Here is a 21,138-nt window from a genome sequence, read left to right as displayed (position 1 = left end):
AGCTGATAAACAATCAAATTATCTGATAAAATTAAACATAATAATATAACCCCAAGTTTCCTTGGGGTTATACTCACTAATTATCTGTATCTTCTTCTTTTGTTTCAGTTGACTTTCTCTTGTCGTTTGCAACCTTTCCAGTTAATAAACTGAAAAGAGCCGCTACCACATGCCACTTTGATCTTCCATCAATTCCACTCTTCATTACTGCAAGCGGAGTTTCCTTTTCATTGATATGAATTGTATCTGCGTCTATTAAATCATCCATATCATCAAGCTTTACTGCAAGCGGAGCCTTCACAACATCGAGGTTTTCATTTCTTACCTGCTTAATCTCTGGCTCTTTAACATCTTCAGCTACATCGTCTACTTCAGCTACTTCAGTTACTTCACTTGCTGATATAACTACATTTTCATTAACGCTCACATAATTAGAAGCTGTCTCACTTCTAACCACATTCTGACTGGCAGCCTCAGACATTGACATGCTCTCGGACTCGGATATGCTTTCTGACTCAGATATACTTTCTGACTCGGACACACTTTCTGACTCGGACACACTTTCACTATCTGAAATACTTATACTTTCCGATGTACTTTCACTATCCGAAATGCTTATACTTTCCGATGTACTTTCACTATCCGAAATGCTTATGCTTTCTGATGTGCTTGCACTTTCTGATAGTGATTCTGCCCTGGATTCTGATGCATGCTCTGAAGCGGTGGCACTTACTGATGCACTCTCTGATAAAGAATCCGACTGAGATAATAATTCACTTAATGATTCTGAGCGTGATGTAACTTCACTTCTTGCCGCATGATATTCATCACGTCCCCTGTTAAAATCTTCTAAGCTAAAGTATTTGCAACCCTTTACTCCAAAGTTACCGTCTTTAATCTCTCCGTTGTAGTTCTTGTAAACTTCTGTACCATCTCCTTCCTTATTTACAAAAGAAGGAGTGAAGCTTAAGCTGGAAGATGCAGCACTTGCTGAATAAAGAGTAATTGACTGCTGGTTATAGCTTGAGCCAGCCTCATCATAATATCCAGTGAATGTATATGTACCATCATGGTTATTAATTATATTTGAAGTATAGTAATAATATGTTTTTCCACCTATGCTAAAAGCTGAATACTGTCTTATACCATTTCTAAGCCAATTCCACTGATCTGAGTTAGCATACTCAGGTCTCTTATTAATAAGATTTACAGCATTTCCTTCAGCATCTACTAATGTAGAAACAGTGGTGTTACCCTCTTCATCCGTTTCAACTACACCAACAGAAAAGTCTGCACTATTTCTTGTATAGCCTACAAGGGAGTTATTCCACTCACCTGCTGCATTGGCATACATACCCAAATCATGGTACACAGTGTTATCTTCAGCATCATATATATATGACTTATAGCCCAAGTTTTCTTCAGTTACCTTAACCACCTGAACCTCTGGACTTGCATCAGTACTTGTTAACGTGAATGTGTCATCTTCATTAATTGTCACCTCCACATTATCTGCAATCTCCTGCCCATTTATATAATAATGACAAACTGTTTTCTCTTGACCGTCAGCTCCTGTCTCAGTTGAGTATTCCCATGTGAGTACATTTCCAAATTCGTCCTTGTACTCTAAAGTTTTCTCAACAACCATGATGCCATCAACTACGTTTGGATTATTATAATCCTGGCCTCCGTCTTTACTATCATAAAATCCTGGCACAAGTGCATTTCCATAGGCATCCACTGTTACGTAATCAAAATACGCCTGCTTGGTAGCCCCTGTGGAATCTACATAGGTTACTTTTACACTGTTAGTATTGTAGCTGCTAGAATCCCACTCGCTGTACATGATTTCGCCAACATAACCTTCCTGATAAAAGGCGTACTGAATCAATAGGTTTGACAGCTTATCTCCAGCTCCATAATAATTGTTGGATTTATCGTCATGATCGAGTTGTTGGCCGTTATCAATAGCATTCTGCTTAGCTGCTTCAAGCTCTGTTTTCGCCTGCTCTATTTCCTGGATAAGATTTTCCAGATATTCATCCTCTAAGCCTGCCTCAGAAAATGATGTTGATGCCGATTCATAGCTTGCTTCCGCTTCTGATACAGCGGTAGACATGCTAAAAGCCTCGCTTGCAGCACTTTCAGATGCAGATTCAGACTGCAAATCAATTTCTTCTATTGTTGTCTGAAGCTGTTGCTCTGCTTGTTGTTCTGCCTGCTGCTCTGTTTGTTCCTGCGCTACCTTAAGAACTATCTCTCCCTGAGCTAAGGCGCTAGCTTCTTCCTCGCCAAGCTCTGCTGCATAAGCAAGATTAGCATCACCTAATATAGATGCACCACCAACTGTTGCTCCTGTTATAGCAACGCCCTTCAATAGATTCTCAACTTTTTTCTTAGACATCTCCGTACTCCTAATATCTGAAAAGTTACACATTACAAACAATTTATCTTATATGCGTTATTTTATCACGCTATTTTTAAAAATAAATAGTTTTGCGTAACCGTTTTTGCCAGATTTCGTACGTTTTTGCCACATCTAAAATTATTTAACTAATAATTACTCATCTATTATTTCTTTGTCTACCATTACACCATGCAATGTGAATCTTCTCTCAGCCACAGAACATGTAGATAGTGTAACAATTTTATTACTTGGTTTTATCTCAACGCCATCTGAATTTATAGCAGAATGTCTTTTGAGCTCAGATATATATTCCTCAAATTCTGGTGAGTCAGAAAAAGGAACTGTATATACCCATGATGCAGGATCTGTATCAAAATAAGAAAAAATCCTAAATCTCATTTTCTTCTCTGGAGTGATAATCTGAAAATATCTATGACTGTCATAATAGCCTTCTTCTGTTTTGTAGAACTTCAGGCTACCAAACATTGACAGGTTTCTCATGTTATGACCATAAATAATGCTGTGACTATCGCTAAAATCCTTAAGATTATATCCCTCTAGGAAGATAGAGCCAGCTGTTGCAGCCTTTAAATCAATTCCTGTGCGTAGATACTTTTCGTCATCGCCTGAATACATTATTGGATAACTTATATCAGTACCTTCCACATAAATCCAGCCAACAACATCTTTATTAATGTCCTGCAGTGCGTCAAAATCTACATCTATCATGTCCTGCCATGGGATATCTTCTTCCACAGTAGATACATAGTTTTCCCTTACTCCAGTATATAAATCTTCTGATTGCTTATAATCTGAAAAAATAATAACAAGTCCTGCTACAGAACCTACTATTATTAAAAGCCCTACTACAAGCAATACCTTTGGATTACCTTTTTTGTTCTTCTCAATCTTTATGCCAGATAATCCAGACATAACAACGCCTAAAACCAGAAGACAAACAAAGCACACTTTACCTAAAATACTACTAATGAAGGCTGCTATAAATCCATAGACTGGAATATGGAAAACAACCTTTCCTATAACATCCTGATAAGGAACAGGTGTAAAATCGTTAGCATCATTAGCATCACCCTTTGTGGTAATGAGCATATCTGACTCATTTATAGAAACGATTCGATGGGTAATGACAGTGGCTCCTTTATCAAATGCGATAATATCCTTTTCCTTAAGGTCCTCAAAAGAAGCTGCTTTCACATATACTAATGAACCAACAGGAAGCTTTGGCTCCATAGAACCTGTGATAACATTAAATTCCGCAAGTCCAAATACCTTTGGAACAGCTATAGGTATGCATGCCACTATTACAATTATGATTATTAAATTTCCCAATGTTTTGATTATATTTTTCATGCTTTGATTTTATCACAAATTAATAGGAGCGACCATTAAGTCGCTCCTAATTTAACTTTTCATTAGTTCTTATGCTTCTTATCGTAGTTAACTACAACTGTTCCGATAACTGATATACATACAATCAAGAATCCTAAGATTGCAATTATTATAAGATAGATAAAATAATTCGTAATTGTTTTTCTATCTCCTACTGCTCTAGCAACATCTTCATCAGGAATTTCTGTTTCCTCATTACCGCTAATTGCTGGTGTAGTTGAATCATCTACTTCTGTGTCATTAGCTACATCTGTTTCTACAGCTAGGCTATCATCTGTAGCTGCACCCTGATTCCTATTGTCCTGATTTCTATTATTTGTAACTGCCGACTGATCAGCAGGCTGTGTTTCCCCAGGTATTGTCTGTGTTACACGCTGGTTAGCACCTCTTACTGTTGAATACTCTGTATTCTCGATGGTGTTATAAATAGTAGAACCAGTACCGCGATTCGTATATACGAATTGAACTACTTCATCACTTTCTGTAAGTGTTATAGCCTTATTCTTTGTTCCGTCTTTTGGAACATAGCCATCGATTTCTTTGTATGGTGCATTAAATGTTTTTCCTTTAATTCCATAATAAACAAGGTCCTCAGAAATCTTTGTTCCAGCTTCATTAACAAATTCTGCTGTATAAGGAACTGTCTTATACGTACCATATGCTACAACATAAGTTTCGTCCTTATCTATTGTCTTGCCTGAAATGTTATCAACCAGCTTTTCATGATTAAAATCTCCACTAGGACGAAGTCCGATAACCTGGTACTTTGCATCTGTAGAAGAGATTGTAACTTCTGTGGTTGGATTAAAGCTAAATGTATTACCAGCATCTACTTTATAATCCAAATAAGCACTTCCCTCAGAGGATGTAAAGCTTGCGCCTTCATCTCCTGTTCCACCAAGGTAAATCCTTACAGTGTACTGATAATCTGCATATGAAACTGTTGATATAGACATTACTCCTGCGGAAACTATAAGCATGGCTAAAAGTAGTCCAAAAAATCTATTCATCTTTTTCATAGCAGACTACCTCCTCTCTCATGCTCTTAACAGCTACCTTAAAGTATAAACATACTAAAAGAATGCCTACTATAAATCCAACTGTGATAATAATAAGTGGAAGAATATAATCACCAGTAATTGGATTATCCTTAACTACTGCAAGTGGCGTATCTGGATCAGTGATTGATACTGCTACTATTTCTGTACCACCTGGAACAGTGTAAACTACTTTCTTTGTGTTTGTGTTGGTTATGACTGTGTTCTGAGGAACTGTCTGCGCACCAAGCTTAACCTCAAGTGCTGCCAGCTTGAACATGTATGAATTGTCCTGACTGTTACCATCCAGCTGAATAGTAATCTTAACCTTCTGTCCAAATCCTGGAGTTACTCGTCCTAATTCAAAGAACTTATCTTCTCCATCAACCTGCTTCAAGCCCTTAATAGTATTTACTTCATCAACACCTATGAGCTTGCTATCGTATACAGTGTTTTCTTCACCGGTTGGTCCGTAGGTGATAGTGTATGTATAAGCACCTTCCTTTGCATCTGCTGAATCAGATTCATCTGCTGCTTTTTCTTCTAAAGTATTAATAATATCAGCATTCAGATAAAAATCTGCTGCAACTGAAGAGCTGTAATTTACCGTATATACGATAGTATCACCAGGCATTACTGAGGAAATAACATTGTTAGTTACCTTCTGTGAAAAGTTTGATTCTACCTTACTTCCATTGAATGTAACATCCCAATTAATATCCTCATTCGTCTTAGCTTCTACTGTATTGATTTGTCCTATCAGCCCTAGAACTGTCAGTGCAAGAGCAAGGACTAAATTCATTATTCTCTTTTTCATCGCTTGCCCCTTTCTTAATCAACAAATTCAAAGCTTACCGTCGTTTTATTTCCTTCACTATCCTCTGCTTCGAAAGACTGTCCAAGTCCCCAGGCTGCCCGGATTGAATCGGCACTGTTATGTGTCTGTAGGCCATCAACCTCAAGGGAAAGTTTAATTTTTGCTTTATTATAAGGATATGAATTTTCGATAATTGTTTCAGTTCCTGTTTGTTCAACTACCTTTGCAACATCTTCCTTAACCTTGATTCCAGTAATAAAAGCAATTTCAGCATCCTTTTTAACTGGTGTTAGCTTATAGTAAACATCCTGTTCTGCTGTAGACTCTGATACATTTTTGTACCAGCCATCTGCAACTTTGATTTCAATCTTCTTTGGGTCTAAAGCAATTGTTTTCTTGCCATCCTTTTCCCAGCTTTTTTTAACCACTACTCTTAAATACTCGTCATACTCTCCAGTAGAAGTATTCTTTACAGATATTGTCTCATTATAAAGCTTTCCTATTTTCAGGAATTCATCCTCTTCCATTGCTGGAAAATCAATTTTTCCATCTGATATATCCCCTGTAAAATCTACTTTGAATTCAGCAGTTGTAAACTTAAGACTATCTGCATCTTCCTGCGCAACCATTGCTGCTCTGGTAGCTCCAACAGTGCTTGCTATAATTACTACTAGTCCTATAGCCAAGATTATAAGAGGATTTTTATTTATTTTTTTCATTTTTACCCCTCCTATTCGCCTGCATTAATCTGACTAGTAATTGCGTTTGCCCAATCATCTGGTACTGGATTACCATCCTTGTCGAAAACAACCTTTGTAGCTTCCTGAACAATTATGACATTAAATTTTTCTGGCACCTCATAAGTTTCACTTACATTCTTAGGTTTGATTTCAAGTGTAAGTGCTGTAGCTGTTTGTTCGTCAGGTGCTAGAGGCTTGTCGTAATAATAGTAGCCATCCTTTTCCTTCCAGCCATCGGTTGGGGTAAACTCAGCTTCCCAGTTATCAGGTGTAATAGCCTTAGCTCTTACAAAAATATCGTACTCACCTGTATTCATGATAGTGATTTTCTTAATCATTCCATCGATATCTTCGTGAATATCTGGGATGCTATCACCAATCTTTAATTCCTTAGTTGTTCCTTCAATAGTTTTGGTTGCTGTGAAGTATGCTAAAGCAGGCTTTACTGCAGATGCGCTAACAACCAATACTGCTGCAGCAACTATACATAACCATTTTGTTTTCATAGTTAGTTACCTCGCTCTCTCATATTTATTGAATTGTTAAAAAATTGGTGTGAACATATTCACCATCAACTTTTTCATATGTGTTCACAGCACTCATGTTGCCTGTGATTAGATTGCCATCATATGTGTTTTCGAATTTTACTTCCTTTTCTTCATCAACAACTATTTTAATGTTTTCATATTTTGTATTAGTACCTTCTACAGCCTGATAGCTTCCACCAGTGTATACCTCTTCTACAGTAACTATTGCTGTAGCTGGGATTTCCACCTCTACTTCCTTTGTACCTGGAGCTGAAAAATCGATTGTTCTAAGATCATCAAATACAACCGTTCCGTCTGATAAGGTTGCCTTAATCTTGTAAACGAATGAAACAAATCCAAGACTTTCATTATATTTATCCAATGTCTTTGTAAGCTTTAATGTTCCAAATCTTCTTTCTTCGCTTGATTTAAGATTAAAGCTTACATCATATTTCCATTCGTCTGAGCCCTGGCCTGTAACTATACGCTCACTGCTTGGAGCCATTATTACATATGGTGTAAATGAATAAACATATTCATCATCTGTTACATCCTCAGGCATGTAAAGATATAAGCCAGCTCCCTTTTGGATTTTGGTATATCCTGAGGTTTTGCCAATTGCTCTATCTATTGTGATAGTTTTATATTTTGCAGAATCGGTTATATTCTTAGCAGTAGCAACAGCATTATCAACAATGCCTGCTTTGATATCATCAACAGTTGGCTCATTACCAAGCACTGATAAGTCTAATCCTGCTCCTGCAAAATCCGATGTTACGGTAAGATTTCCAAATGCATCCATAGTTGCAAGCTTGAATACCTTCACCTCAACATTTCCCTTATATTTCTGCACAAACAGTGAATTATCATTTGTATCGATTTTTGCTGTGATAGTCACATCCTTATCAAGGTCTACCCTTCCTGCTGCAAGACCTTGAATTCCAACAAACATGACAAGTACTGCTACTGCAACGCTTAGTCCTATTAATCCTTTTTTTCTTTTACTAACTATATTCACTGGCGACTCCCTTCCAAGCCACTAGGCCTTTACTTTTGTTATTTGATACATTGAATAGAACAAAATACTTTTATACTCTCTTCTATTCAATGTAGCTATTGCCTCCCCCGCCGCCAATTGGCGACGGAGGGACAATAATTACAATTACTTAGCTGATTTATTTCTCTTATTTACATAATATAAACCAGCTGCAATACCCATCAAAATAACACCAAATATTGTAAATGCTGCTGTTCCCTTACCACCTGTGTATGGTAATGTAGAAAGCTTTGTATCATGCATTGTAGCTTCAGCTATCTGCGCGTTATCAGCCAGGCCAGGCGTCCACTCTGCTGTTACATCATCATCATTAAGCTTATATCCTTCTGGTGCAACTACTTCATGGAACTTATATGTCTTATTAGCATCAAAACCTTCTACTGTAGCTGTTCCATCAGGACCTGTTGTGATTGTTGTAGCAGCATCTGCTGTATCTACCCATCCTGTAAGAACACCATTTTCAAGTGTTGCAAACTTTCCATCAGCGTTTACTACTACAAATCCTGCACCGGCCAAAGCCACTGAAGGGTTAGAGCCAGCTTCGTTCATCTTTGTAATCTTAAGCTTTCCTGTATAAGATTTAACAACTGTAGCTGGATTATTTCCGATATAAGCTTTGTTTTCAATCTCTGTACCAGTTACGATTGCTACATAAGTAAGTGTAACTGTCATGTTTGCATATTTGTTATCTTCTTCTGGGTCCTCACTGTTAATGATAAGTGAAGCTAAATCAATTGTAAGCTTATTATCATTTGGAGTGATTTCCATTGTTGGTGCATCCCCAACATCAACTGTAACTACTACCTTATCTGCCGCATTTAGCTTAAACTTTCCACCTGTAAGTTCATCAGTAATAACAAGTGTTGTCTGTGATCCCTTTGGTGAATAAGGAATTGTTGCCTTAAGTGTGTAAGTTACTTCATCACCAACCTGTACAAATTTATCTGTCTGCTCATCTACTGTCTTTCCTACAGTCTTAGGTGTCTTTTTAGCTTTTAATGTAGCGTCTTTTAAACCAGTTGCAGCGCCTGTATCAGTATCAAATCCAACATAGGCAAGCATTGGATTATATTCAAATCCTGTTTCTGTTCCATTGATTAAATACAATCCAGGTTCAGTAACTGTCTTTGGATTAGTGAACTCTTCACTTGTCGATACATTTGCAGCTTTAATCGCAGCTGCTCTTGCTGATTCACTTGCTGCAATATATCCTTCAATCTGTGACTGTTCGTCATCACCAAAGCTTGCAAACAGTCTCTCGTATCCAGGAACGATTGCCCAACCAGTCTCTGTGCTGGTGTCTGCCTCTATTACCTGTGCATATGTAAATGTAGCTCCTTCACCTGCACCGGTAATGGTAATAACAGCATTCTTATCTGCTGCTGATGAGATGATTGACATCGAAAATACCATCATCATCGCAAGCATCAGGGTAATAATTCTTTTTATTTTTTTCATATTTAACCCTCCTTGTTATCCCCTTTTGTACATACCTTTTGTTTTTCTACTTCTATACAAGATGAAGGCTGAAATCATTATTAATGTGAATCCGAAGGCTCTTCCCTTTGTAGTTCCCTTGCCACCTGTGTTTGGCATGTTCGCTATCTTTCTAATATTCTTATAATAGAATTTATAAGTTATCAGGTTCTTTTCTCTTACAACCTCAGATTCATATTCAGTTGCAACACCCTGTTTTGCTATTGCTGTAACAGTAGGTATATTGTTTTCATCTAAAGTAAGCTCCCAATGGTCATCACATTTTGCGTAGCCTGTTGGTGCAGCTTCCTCTGTTATGATGTAGGTCTTGTTTACTGGAATAGCTTTATCGTTCTTCAAATCCCAGATAACCTTACCTGCATTGTTATCAGCTATACTACTTGTTCCTAAGTAAGCAATCTCTGGTTCGTCTCCTGCTTCCTTAAGTAAGAACTGTGCTCCCTCAAGTCTTTCACCTGATTTTCCATCTGCATCTGTCTTGTAGATTTCCCATTGATATTTAAATCTAACCTGGATAACTGGATGTGGTAATTTATCTTTTATTGTATTTCCACAGAAGTCGTATGTTACCTTTGCATCTCCATTTGAATTGAAACCAGGCTTTCCAGATGATGTCCAGTTCTCTTCTGGAACTGATACATGATCTGTAAATGGATCACCTACTGCATTGTAAAGCTCTTCGCCGCTCTGTTGATGCTGATAATATTCTTCATAAGCTTTATCACTTGGTACTACATTGAATGAAACTACAAATGAATAATTAGCTGGAAGCTGATATCCTTCTGGATAAATCATCTTAATGCTTCTTGAATCCTTATCATAGTATGCGGAAACTGTATATGTAACAGTATTTCCACTTTCGTCAGTTTCATAAATATCGTACTCTGCAATATTTATTGATGTATCATCATGATTATTTACCACTTCACTAGTGGAATCGATAATACCATTTCTCCAGTTACCTCTTCCTAACTTCTGGAGCTCGTTGGCATTAGGATCATCTGCTGTAACAGGAATATTATTATCTCTGATACCTATGTAAAGTGTAGATCCATCTTCTATATCTACATAATCACTTAATGGGTCGTTTATTAATACATCCTCTGCGTGATATGCAACTGTGTTTTCAATAGTTCCGCCAGTTTCTGTTGATGAAATAACACCTGCAAGGTCCTTAAATAATGAAACAAGCTTATCGCCCTTAACTGTTGATGTCTTCTTAGTTTTAGCTTTACTACTATTTGTTAAGTTTGTTAAGAACCATTCGGCATTTCTGGCAACTCCATCATAGGTTTTATAGGTATCATTACCAAAATCTACACCAATTGAATAGAATGCATCTGGCTTAAGATTTTTGACAACTGCTAAAGCCTCTCTATATGCCTTTGGTTCAAAGGAAGTTCCAGTTGAGTTATACCAGGTTGGTACTCCATTATCATTAAGCCAAACTGTTGAAAGACCATCTGTAAGGAATATGACTATCTTTTGAGCATCGCTATTATCATTATCTAAAATATTCTTCACATGAAGAAGTGCAGCTTCGTAGTTAGTTCCTCCTTCATTGTCTGTATAATACCAAGCGAAATCGCTTCCTTTTACTTCATCATAGAAGGCATCTGTACTCATCCAGTTTGGCGATGAAACAGCGTTAGAACCAAAATCTACAATCTTCCAACTAGCATTAACATTCTTTTTCGTCTTCATTATTTCAGCCAGAGTCTTGGAAGCCTGCTGCATATGAGACGCTCTAGAATTAGTACGCATCGAGAATGATCTATCAACAACATATGTGATATGAACATCCTTAGCTGTCATAACATCCTGAGCTTCTGTTTCATAGCTGGTTTCTTTCTTTACAATTTCAGGTCCAGTAAACTTAATCTGAATCTGATAATCGTCCGTCTCCTCGTTGTATCTAAGATATTTTGAAGAAACAGCTTCTTTTTGTGATTCAATCAGCTTGGTGTAATAGTAATTCTTTATCTTAACCTCAGTAAGCTTTCCTTCCTCTACTGTGAAACTGTTAGATTGTCTTACCGCTTCACTTTCAGGAGCGTACTCTTTATCCTGCACACCATTTATAAAAATCTTTGTTTTAAAATTATGTATGGTGTAATCGGCCTCTGTAGATATGCCAAGCTCTGTGATTGTATATGTTCCAGGAGTGAAGGTTGCAAAATCTGCACTTTCTCCTGCCTTTAATGTAAATTTACCTTCGCTATCAGTACTATATGTATTTTCTCCATTTTTGTATTGCTTGTTCTTAACACCATCCCCGCCAGATAACTGGAACTGGTACTCTGTGTCTGTATCAGCAGCAGGTGGACCTGTAACTATTTTCGAAACACTAAATGCAACATCCTTTTCATAGAACATGTAGATGATAATCTGTTGATTCTCAAATTTTATATTCCCTGCAACCCTCACATTTCCTAAATATAACTGTAGAGATGGATCATAATAATACACGCCCCAACCCATATACCGTTCAGTAAAGGTATATCTGAAATTATCAAATTTAACCATCTCACCGTTTACCATGTAACCGGCTTCAACAAATCGATATCCCGCAATATCGTCTTTAAAATTCTCTACATAATCAGAATGATTTTCATCTGTAGATATAGAAAATGTCTTTGTTGTTTCATCCTGAATATTTACCAGGTTGTCACCATCTTTTGTAATACTATCAAAGTAAAGATTTATTTTTTCTTCCTGATAAGATGTTTTGTAAACGAATACATAAGGTGAGAAAGAATCATTAGTAAATTCTGCTTTTGTAAGAAGCTTATCACCGTCAACTTCTAATGTAGCTTTATCTGTTCCTGTTAAGGTTTCAACTGACTGTGATTCTTCATCGATATGCAATAAGCTAATATCGATATTCTCAACCTTATCCTTTTTATCATCGATAACTGGATTAACCTGTTTTTTGTATTCCATGGAAACTGTTACATCGCCATCAGGTTCTATAACTTCATTAGTCTCGATAGATACAAATCCAATATCATAAGCTACAAATGCTAATGATTCTGAGTAGTTAATCTTAGTAGTTTCATCAACCTTTTCCTTAACCTGTTTGAAGGCTTCAGCAGTTTCTTCCACATCGGCCTTGATTGGTGTAACCTTAAGGTCTGCATTTTGTGGAACTGCGCCGCTTACCTTTACTATAATTTCATCATCTTCATAGGTAAGGATTGGATCTGGAAGTCTTTTATATCCACATTTAGTACAAACACCTTCTTCGTCGAAGTCACAGCTTTCTGTGTATTCCTCTAACTCTTCGCATTTGCTACAAGTAACATTGTGAGTTCCATCATTATTAGAAGAATATTGTAATTCGTGTTCACACTCTATATTCTCTTCTTCAGGCTCTTCTGCATCATCTACAGGCTCTTCATCATCTGTTTCTTCTGCTTCTGCATCATCTGCAGACTCTTCATCATCTGTTTCTTCTGCTTCTTCAGAATCACCTGCTACAACATCGCCGATAGTTTCTTTTATAGTTTCAACTATTTCCCCAACGATGTTTGTAGAAGCAGTAGCATCAGAAGGCTCTTCTGCTGGCTGTGGCTCAGTGGTTTCTTCCACTTCAGCAACAGGTTCTGCAGGAACATCCTGAGCATTATTAACTTCTTCAACTACAGCATTAGATTCCACTGCAGGAACTTCAGTCTCCAATTCTGCATATGCACTTGCTGACATTGAAAGATATAATGCAATAACAAGAGATAAAGATATGATTTTATTGAATAAGCGATTTCTTCTCATATAATTCTTCCTCACTTTGCACGACCTAACGGATAAAAATGTTATATTGAATAACTTGTAAGGACAGTATAGCATGAATTGTGTGTTAAATCTGTGAACTGGCAAAAAATGTCAGAAATTGGCAAGAATTATTTGATTTCGCTATAGAACTCCCGCTTGCAGAAAAAATATATATTATATATAACCCCATTTATTCACAAATATTAAAAAAAGAGAACTGTAATTACAGTCCTCTTTTTGCTTCTTTGTTTTTCGCTATGCGACTTATAATAACTATGATGATTATCGCTAATATAAAGCCTATTATTGAAATCACCATATAATAGTTTTTGACAGTTTCAACAACTGCATCGGCTCCCTTAGGAGGTTCATCTTCACCTAGATATTCAACTCTGGTACCTCTTACCAAAAGCCTGTGTGTGTTAACTCCGTATGGTGTACAAGTGAATAATGTAACATAATCCTTACCACTTTCCACCCTAAGAGCTACTTCTAATGTATCCATATCATCCGCTTCAATCATCGGATAAATCTTATCAACTTCGTATGCATGAACTTCATCAAGTACGTGCACATAAAACTTATCTCCCTTTTGAAGCTGATCAATATTTGTAAACAGCTCAGCACTAGGCAGACCTCTGTGGCCTACTATAACCGAATGGGTGCCCTCTCCTCCTATTGGAAGTGCAGTTCCATTCATATGACCTAAAGCAGTTTGAATATATTCATCATATGTTCCATGCATGATAGGTAACTTAAGATTAATCTTTGGAACGGATAAATATCCCATTATGCCATCGCCATTAACATTTAAAACCGAATAATACTTTGAATCAAAGAAATCAGGACCTGGTGTGCTTTCTTCTTCACCATTCATGCCAAATGCATCTGTTCCTATGGCATTCTCAGTAATATTACTATTAAACTCTTTAGCGGCATTCCACTCAAGAGTGTACTCATTTGAGTTCATATCAGTTAATTTATTCTGATAATCACCAATAAGCTTACTTTGAACATAATTATTCCATTCATTAGATAGTATTGGATACGCAAGGAGGCATCCACCTATCAGGAAAAGTACAACTACCAAGAATCTGATAACAGCCTGTTTCAAACCAACTCTCTCCTTTAGATTAAATATGTAATAATTTCTTATAATGAATTTACCACATTTTAAGACTTAAATGTTGATTAGTTTTGATTTTGATTCTGCATCTGCTTTTGCTTAAGCATTCTTCTTTGACGTATTCTTTTCTTCTTTTCAGCAATGTACAATGCAACTAATATAACCAAAATAGCTAATAGTGCAATTATAAATGCTATAATCATGTTTCTGGTAAAATCAGATTTTTCGCCACCGGCCTTAGCTGTAGCTTCATCATCGATTTCAATTAAATCATCTGATGCAGTATCATCTGACTCATCATTTTCCACAGCTAGCTCATCATCTTCAGCTGCTCCATTACCATTTCCATTACCGTCAGCTTCATCACTATCACCATGGCCATGTCCACTGCCACCATTTCTTCTAGTTCTGTTTGCCGTTTTAGATGCATTTTGAGCAGATGATTTATTTGCTAAAAATGTATAGCTTACCTCACCAATAGATGTGGTTATCTCTGTGATTTCTACCTCATTAGTAATTACATTTGTTTCGCCACCCTTTGAATACATAAATGTATATTCAGCAGGCTTACCATCTTTATCTAATTTAGGTAAATGCTTTACAGGAATGTTATAAGCATTAGGATATGCAAATGTAAGCTTGTCATCATAATTACAGCTTGCTTTTAAAGGAGCATAACCATCAATATGCTTATATGGAATGTATACTGCTTCACCAGATGCAGAATAATAAGTTGTATCTTCTAATAGCTTATTGCCATTCTTATCAACGTAATGAACAATATAAGGAACGATATCTCCCACTCCATATGCTATAACATATGTCTGATCTTCAAAAACATCAAAGGCACCAGCAGCCAAAACATTGTTAGTTCCAGCAATTCGCATACCTTTAACATAGTATTTAGAATCCTCTTTAAGCTTAATGGCTGCCTGTGGATTAAAGGAAACCTTATCACCATAGTTAAGCCCTGTAAGCTTCAATGTATTTCCCTGAATATCAGCCTTACCATTAGAAAGACTAAGGGTCTTGCTTGAAATCATTTCTGAAAGAGGAATGTATTCAGCTCCTTCATCACCACTGCATGCAAGCATAATATTAATAGTGTAATTATATGCCTTTGCAGTAATTGGTTGTACTGTAAAAGTAGTTAGTACAAATACGAATGTAAGGAACGCACCTAGTAATCTTTTGTATAGCTTCATTCTAGGCCACCTCCTCATCTGATTCATTTGAAAAGATAAAATAAAGTCCAATCAGAACTAATCCTGCCAAAAAAGCAATACCACATATTACAAGTGGTAAAATGGAATCTCCTGTCTTAGGATTAAAGCCCTCGTCTAAAGGTACTTGGCCATCGTCTATGTTTACAACCTCAGAACCTCCAGGGATAGTATAAACAACTGGCTTTACCTTATTAACTTTTTTTACAACTGTCTTATCAATTGGGTCAATATCAGTTGGCTCTGTTACAGCAAACTGAACATTTAACTGGGCAAGCTTTGTCATATAGCTATTGTCCTGTGAATTGCCATCAAGCTTAATAGTAATTGTTACTACACCATCCTGCTTCTTATTCAATCGTCCAACGCTAACAAATGCATTATTATTCTTTACCTGATTCAAACCCTTTTGAACATCATTATCACCACCAACAGTTTCACTGTCATAGATGTTCTTCTCGCCATCGCCTGAATCATAGGTAAGTTTATATGTATATGCTCCACCTGCTGCTGTTTTGCCTGTTTTATCATCTTCTAAGGAAGACAACACATCCGCTGATAAGTAAAAGTCCATTGTCTTCTCAGAATCGTTTTTATAATTTGCTTTATAAACTAATGTATCACCAGGCATTGCACTAGAAATCTTATCTTTTAAATCTTCGGTATAGTTTGAAGAAAATCCTGTAGAGCCTTCGCCTGTATAATTAACAGTCCATTCAACAGTCTCAGTTTTAGCAGATACTGTATTTGTCATTCCCATAAAGCTTGCAACTGTAACTGCCAGAGCAAGTGTATATCTTATATATGATTTTTTCATTTCTTACTCCTTTAGTTACTAGCTGAAACTCCATTTATTGAAATGATGTTTCCATCGTCTTCTGCATCACATTTAGCATCAACGCCCCATGCTCCGCACATTGCCTTCGCACCATTATGTGACTGAACGGCATCAACCTTTACATCTACATAGAAAGATCCGCCATCATAGATGTATGTATCTTCTATTGTTCCTGAAATAGCATTACCATCATTATCTGTAGCATTCTTTGTTTCCACAGCTGTAACAACCTTATTACTGATTGTTACACCTTTTATTAAAGGAACTACTTCTTGGCATTCAACAGGTGATGGTAAATAATAAACCTCTTCCTCTGCTGTTTCAGCTGTTGTATCCTCAAACCATTTACCATTAGTTTTATCGATATCAAGCTTGATAAGTGAAGGATCAAGCGATGTATCCTTCTCAAGCTGTCCATCCTCATCAGTCTTAACCCAGAATTTTTTAACTGTCACACGGATGTATTCCTTATATTGATTAGAAGTATTCTTAACACTAACAACTTCAGGATACTCCTGACCAATCTTCACATCTTCTTCAGGGATGCCTGGAAATGAAAGAACCGCTTCATCGGAGACATCCTTTACATCAGATTCTTTTGTTCCTTCTAGCAATGCGACCTTAACATTAGATGTGTGGAAATCAACTTCTTCAGCTGCACTTTTATATACGAAAGCTGCTCTCGTAGCTCCGATAGAGCTTCCTAATACAACAAGGCATCCTGCTGCTAATACAAAAAGGGGATTTTTTACAATCTTTCTCATTAGTCCGCTACCTCCCCATTAATCTTTAGCTTCCAGTCTGCAAAGGTTTGACCATTCTGATGATACAGAACCTTTGTAGCTTCCTGAACTATTACCACATTGAAGTTATGTCCTTTAAGATTCTTATCTGTAGGCTCTACAATATCAAGCTTTAATGGTTCAGTTGATTTGCCAACAGGAAGGACCAAGCCATCATTTTCAACATCATTTGAATCTTTAGATGAAAGATAATAGTAATAATCTCCTACTAAAACCCAATTAGATGAGCTATCCTTATTAAGCTTTACTCCTACTCCCTCTGGAGCTATAGCCTTCACTCTTACAAAAACATCGTAATCACCAGTGTTAGTAATTGACACTGTTTTTACCATGTCTGAAACACTATCCTCAGGTGGAGTCAGCTCAGAATCTCCTAACTTAATTGTTCTGTAGCCTGTAGCAACCTGATAATCTGTAAAATATGCCATCGCAGGCTTTATTGATGCTGTAGCAACTAATACTGCAGCTGCGGCAACTAATAAATACTTCTTATACTTCATAATTAGTTACCTCCTACTGATTTATTCCAATTGATTTGACCATTTTTGTCATATTCAAACCTGTTCTCAACGCTAATTCCGCCAAGCTCAAGTCTTTCATCATAATCATTTGTAAAATCAACTGTCTGAACCTTATTTGCATCTACAACAACTTCTTTAGATGCTTCGTCAGATTCCATGCTGTAGCTTGCGCCTGAGTAAACTTCCTTTACTGTAACCTTTGCTGTAGCTGGAATGTTATCAACCTTTACGCTCTGTGTTGTAGCAGAATTAAAATTCATTGTATATACATTGTTAAATACTGTTTCATCATCAACTGTAGCTGTTACCTCAAAAACAAAGGCTGCACTGCCAAGGGACTTGTTGAAGGTTTTAAGTGTTTTGTTAATCTGAATGCTTCCAAATCTAGGCTCTGCCTCTGACTTCAAAGCAACATCAACATTGTAAAGCCACTTATCACTTGTAGGCGCCTCTACAATATTTCCGTTTTCATCAAGCTTTGTAGCACCCTGTACAAGGTAGCTTGATGGAACAGATATCATAGATTTTGTAAATGTATACTTGTAAGCATCACCTAAAATATCATCGCAAACGTATAGATAAAGACCTCTATCAACGTTAATTGTTTTTTCAGTTTCGTTTGAAGGATTAATTGTCAATGTGTAAGCTGGATCTGAATCCTTAACAGCCTCGTAAGCCTGATTTGTTAAATCTTCCCACTGTTTTGCTGTTACATTTTCATTTTTAAGAACAGACAAATCTATATCTGCAAGGGAAATACCGTAAGAACCATTAAGCTCAACATCTGCTATCTTATAAAACTTAACAGTAACATCCTCATCGTACATAATGATTCCGTCAGAAATCTTACTGTGCTCATTTTCATCATATTGAGATGCCGTTGGAATTTGCACAGTAATCTTGCATTGCTCATCCTTATCAATTAAAGATGCCGCATTTGCTTTGTAAAAACCGAATCCAGACAACAATAAAGTAGCTGAAAGTGCTAATGCAATATAATGTTTTCTTTTAATTGCTAACTTTTTCACTGAAATCACCCTTAAGTTTATTTATTTCTATGCTTATCATATAAATACAATACGAAGATAAATGCTCCTACGATAGAAAGACCTACGATTACCCATAACAGATAATTTGTTCTAAGACTAACGACACCAAATGTTGGAGTCTTTGCCTCCTCCAAAAGAGTAGGTGTATATTCAACCCTATGCCCTCTAACCATAAGACGCTGTGTATTAACGCCATAAGGTGTACATGTTATAAGTGTACAATAATCCTTTCCTTCCTCTACCTGAAGAAGTGATGTATCATCTGGCTCAACAACTTCTATCTGATCTACTTCGTAAGCTAAGTATTCATCCATAATGATAAGGAAAAAATCATCTCCTATTTTTACCTTATCCAAATCTGTAAATAGAGTAGCGCTTGGTAAACCTCTATGAGCAGACAAGACCGAATGTGTGCTTTCCCCTCCTACAGGAAGTGAAGAACCCTCCAAATGACCTACGCCAGTTTGAAGAACCTCCTCGGATGTTGTATGGAAAATTGGAAGCTTTACATTAATAGAAGGAATCTGAATATAACCCATGATTCCATCCTTGTTTGCATTCAATATGCCCATATATGTTGCATCCTCACCATTTGCCTCTGCTTCTGCAAATGAGTCAGGAAGTATGCTTGGTAATAATTCTTCGTTGTATGCATAAGCCTTGTTCATCTCAGCTTCAACGTCAAGCTTTCCTTCGTTAATAGCTGTTTCTACGGATTCAGTATAGTTACTTACAAGAGTTGCCTGTACATGATTATTCCATGTGTTAGCCACGAGTGGGTACACCAGCAAGGACAATCCAGCAAGCATTAAGGCACCTATTGCTATTAGTTTGTAATTATTCTTTAAAAATGCCTTCATTTAAGTTGCTGTCCTCTCCTTGATGTTGTACCTCCCGGTGGGTTTTCCCACCAGGAAGACATCATCATAATTTATTAGTTCTTAGCTGTTCTCTTTGAAACAAAGAAAAGTACAGCTGCAAGTGCCATAATAGCTACACCAAGTACTGTAAAGATTGTTGTACCCATACCACCAGTGAATGGAAGTGTTGTTAATCTTGTATCTGTAACAGGAACTGGATCATCTGCACCAACGTTTTTGTGTGCTGTAGCTTCCTTTACTGAAAGTCTAGTTGTCTCAGCATAGTCTGGCTTAATTTCAACTGGAGAAATGTTTTCATGGATTGAGTATCCTTCTGGAGCCTGTGTCTCGATGATGTTATAAACACCCTCAGAAAGACCCTGGACCTTAAGAGTTCCATCTTCAGCTACTTCAAGTTCTGTTAAAGAGCCATTCTTATCAAATGTGTAAACACCAGCTTTTTCTGTTGCTACAAACTTAAGTGTCTCGTCGTTCTTTACAAAGCTGAACTTTGCACCAGCAAGTGTTTTTTCTGTTGTTGCATCAATCTTCTTAAGTGTGATTGAACCTGTAAAGCCTTTAACTGTGTTTGTCTTATAATCAACATTTGAATCAGACTTGTTTGACCAAGCTGTATTCTCATATCCATTAACACCATCAACAACTGCTGTGATAGTAACAACTACCTTCTTACCAGCATTAGCATTGTTATCAGCAACTAAATCAGAAAGATTTAATTCATACTTAGCTGTTGTGCTTTCAACAAGATTATATGTATTACCAGCCTTCTTCTCAGCATCTGCAAGCTTAACGCTTGTAACTGTAAGATTCTTTAAGTTTGTTGGATTCTCATATAATGTGAATGACTTATCTGTTGCACCCTCTTCAATATAAGGAACTTCTGTTGTAATTGTGAATGTTACTGTATCGCCAGCTGCAACGAATGTATCATCTGTATCCTTTACTACTACAGTACCTGTAGACTTAGCAATAACCTCTGCAGGCTTTGCTACGAACTTGCCATTATCATCATACTTATATGTTGCAACACCCATAACATTGTAAGTTGTCTTCTCACCAGCAGCTAATACAAGATAAGCACCAGCCTTTACATCTGTGAATGTAAGTGAAGTAGTTCCTACAGTTGTTGTAAGAGTCTGATCTGGAGTTTCATTAGCAACTGCTTCTGCCATTTTAGCGAATTCAAAATCATACTTTTCACCATTGACCTTGTACATGTCAGCTTTTACCCATGGTGAGAAATTCCATTTACCACTTCCGATTTCAGCGATTTTGTAAATGCTAACCTGAGTAGGTTCATTTGCTGAAAGATTCTTAACTGTGATTGTTGTTGTGTCTGCGGCAAATGCTGTTACGCTCATTGCCATCATCATTACCATCATTAAAGCAAAGGCAATGACTTTCTTAATTTTGTTCATTTCTTTTCTCCTTTTG

Annotated in this window: 17 protein-coding genes; all 17 read right to left on the bottom strand. The window is 36.9% G+C overall.

Annotated features, from left to right (window positions below; translation table 11 throughout):
- Positions 1-76 precede the first annotated feature (76 nt).
- Positions 77-2,404 (bottom strand): hypothetical protein, encoded by a 2,328-nt coding sequence (locus tag G611_RS0103985; protein ID WP_028242532.1) that lies wholly within the window; start codon positions 2,402-2,404, stop codon positions 77-79.
- Positions 2,405-2,560: 156 nt separating this feature from the next.
- Positions 2,561-3,778, bottom strand: coding sequence for a class B sortase (gene srtB / locus G611_RS15150; protein ID WP_051195050.1), 1,218 nt, complete (start codon positions 3,776-3,778; stop codon positions 2,561-2,563).
- Between the two features lie 62 nt (positions 3,779-3,840).
- The gene (locus G611_RS0103970; protein ID WP_028242531.1) at positions 3,841-4,836 is read right to left on the bottom strand and encodes a MucBP domain-containing protein; all 996 of its coding nucleotides are present in this window, start codon (positions 4,834-4,836) and stop codon (positions 3,841-3,843) included.
- Positions 4,820-5,671, bottom strand: coding sequence for a hypothetical protein (locus G611_RS0103965; RefSeq protein WP_028242530.1), 852 nt, complete (start codon positions 5,669-5,671; stop codon positions 4,820-4,822). Before G611_RS0103965 ends, G611_RS0103970 begins: the two co-directional genes overlap by 17 nt.
- Positions 5,672-5,685: 14 nt before the next feature.
- Entirely contained in the window at positions 5,686-6,390 is a 705-nt protein-coding gene (locus G611_RS0103960; protein ID WP_028242529.1) for a hypothetical protein, read from the bottom strand.
- An 11-nt stretch (positions 6,391-6,401) separates the two neighbouring features.
- Positions 6,402-6,917, bottom strand: a complete 516-nt coding sequence (locus G611_RS13785) for a hypothetical protein (RefSeq protein ID WP_051195049.1) — start codon at positions 6,915-6,917, stop codon at positions 6,402-6,404.
- A gap of 25 nt (positions 6,918-6,942) precedes the next feature.
- The gene (locus G611_RS0103950) at positions 6,943-7,956 is read right to left on the bottom strand and encodes a hypothetical protein (protein WP_028242528.1); all 1,014 of its coding nucleotides are present in this window, start codon (positions 7,954-7,956) and stop codon (positions 6,943-6,945) included.
- A gap of 144 nt (positions 7,957-8,100) precedes the next feature.
- Positions 8,101-9,453, bottom strand: coding sequence for a SpaH/EbpB family LPXTG-anchored major pilin (locus G611_RS0103945; RefSeq protein WP_028242527.1), 1,353 nt, complete (start codon positions 9,451-9,453; stop codon positions 8,101-8,103).
- 15 nt (positions 9,454-9,468) lie between these two features.
- Complete coding sequence (locus G611_RS0103940; protein ID WP_028242526.1) at positions 9,469-13,263, bottom strand: DUF7604 domain-containing protein; 3,795 nt, start codon at positions 13,261-13,263, stop codon at positions 9,469-9,471.
- A 223-nt stretch (positions 13,264-13,486) separates the two neighbouring features.
- Positions 13,487-14,377 carry a class C sortase gene (locus G611_RS0103935; RefSeq protein WP_028242525.1) on the bottom strand — a complete coding sequence of 297 codons (891 nt, stop codon included), beginning with the start codon at positions 14,375-14,377 and terminating at the stop codon, positions 13,487-13,489.
- Positions 14,378-14,454: 77 nt separating this feature from the next.
- Positions 14,455-15,594: a hypothetical protein gene (locus G611_RS0103930; protein ID WP_028242524.1), complete on the bottom strand. Its 1,140-nt coding sequence runs from the start codon at positions 15,592-15,594 to the stop codon at positions 14,455-14,457.
- A gap of 1 nt (position 15,595) precedes the next feature.
- Positions 15,596-16,429, bottom strand: a complete 834-nt coding sequence (locus tag G611_RS0103925; protein WP_028242523.1) for a hypothetical protein — start codon at positions 16,427-16,429, stop codon at positions 15,596-15,598.
- 11 nt (positions 16,430-16,440) lie between these two features.
- Complete coding sequence (locus tag G611_RS0103920; RefSeq protein ID WP_028242522.1) at positions 16,441-17,214, bottom strand: hypothetical protein; 774 nt, start codon at positions 17,212-17,214, stop codon at positions 16,441-16,443.
- The gene (locus tag G611_RS13780; protein ID WP_051195048.1) at positions 17,214-17,753 is read right to left on the bottom strand and encodes a hypothetical protein; all 540 of its coding nucleotides are present in this window, start codon (positions 17,751-17,753) and stop codon (positions 17,214-17,216) included. The genes G611_RS0103920 and G611_RS13780 overlap by 1 nt, the downstream gene beginning before the upstream one ends.
- Positions 17,754-17,755: 2 nt before the next feature.
- A complete protein-coding gene (locus tag G611_RS15145) occupies positions 17,756-18,802 on the bottom strand; it encodes a DUF5979 domain-containing protein (RefSeq protein WP_051195047.1) in 1,047 nt (348 codons plus the stop codon).
- 17 nt (positions 18,803-18,819) lie between these two features.
- The gene (locus G611_RS0103905; RefSeq protein WP_036948065.1) at positions 18,820-19,683 is read right to left on the bottom strand and encodes a class C sortase; all 864 of its coding nucleotides are present in this window, start codon (positions 19,681-19,683) and stop codon (positions 18,820-18,822) included.
- 74 nt (positions 19,684-19,757) lie between these two features.
- Complete coding sequence (locus G611_RS0103900) at positions 19,758-21,122, bottom strand: SpaA isopeptide-forming pilin-related protein (protein ID WP_028242520.1); 1,365 nt, start codon at positions 21,120-21,122, stop codon at positions 19,758-19,760.
- Positions 21,123-21,138 lie beyond the last annotated feature (16 nt).

Origin of the sequence: Pseudobutyrivibrio ruminis AD2017, assembly GCF_000424305.1 — a bacterium.
Taxonomy (GTDB): Bacteria; Bacillota; Clostridia; order Lachnospirales; family Lachnospiraceae; genus Pseudobutyrivibrio; species Pseudobutyrivibrio ruminis_B.
Note: the sequence above shows the minus strand (reverse complement) of the source record. Positions and strands in the feature narration are given on the sequence as shown.